Source organism: Oleiphilus sp. HI0125 (assembly GCF_001635355.1).
Window position 1 is genome coordinate 1 of record NZ_LWGF01000293.1, and the last position, 836, is coordinate 836.

General features: G+C 48.1%; 1 pseudogene. It reads right to left on the reverse strand.

Features of this window, described 5'->3' with window-relative positions:
* Positions 1 to 836, reverse strand: a pseudogene (locus A3762_RS04065) (transketolase); the annotation flags it as partial.

An 836-nucleotide genomic window follows, 5' to 3' on the forward strand; every position in this document is an offset into this window, starting at 1 on the left:
TCTTCAGCTGTAACAGCTTTTGATTCGCTCCACATTGTAAGGTTCGATGGTGCGAGATCCGCAGAGCCCCCCATAAACTCGGGAAGAAGTGGGCCAAATGCGTTTAGTGTGTTCTGAGAAGCTTTGCGGCTAGCAACTGTATTTGCATCGGCCTGGCACTGATCAATGTAAGCTTTCGCTTTCTCAGAGAAATCTTCCGGTAGATCGCCAGATAAGCGGCGTGCCAATTCGAGCGCTAACTCAGGGTAAGCCTCAGCATAAGCCGAGAACTTCTCTTCCCATGCATCTTCGAGCTGCTGGCCTTTATCTTTTGCATCCCACTGTGCATAGACATCTTCAGGTACTTCAAATGCACCGAATTCCCAGCCTAACTTCGCACGCGTTGCAACGATCTCTTCTTCCCCTAATGGTGCGCCGTGGCAATCTTCTTTACCTTCTTTATTTGGCGAACCAAAGCCAATGATTGTTTTGCAGCAAATCAATGTTGGTTGAGTGGTGTTCGCTTTCGCCTGTGCAATCGCTGCTTCAATTGCGTCTGCATCATGGCCATCTACTGCAGGAATTACTTGCCATCCGTATGATTCAAAACGCTTAGGCGTGTCGTCTGTAAACCAGCCTTCAACTTCGCCATCAATAGAAATGCCGTTGTCATCATAAAATACAACAAGTTTGCCGAGGCCTAGAGTACCCGCAAGAGAGCATACTTCGTGCGAAATACCTTCCATAAGGCAGCCGTCACCAGTAAAGGCGTAAGTGTAGTGATCAACGATGTCGTGACCATCTTGATTAAACTGGGCAGCCAAAGACTTTTCTGCGATCGCCATGCCTACTGCATT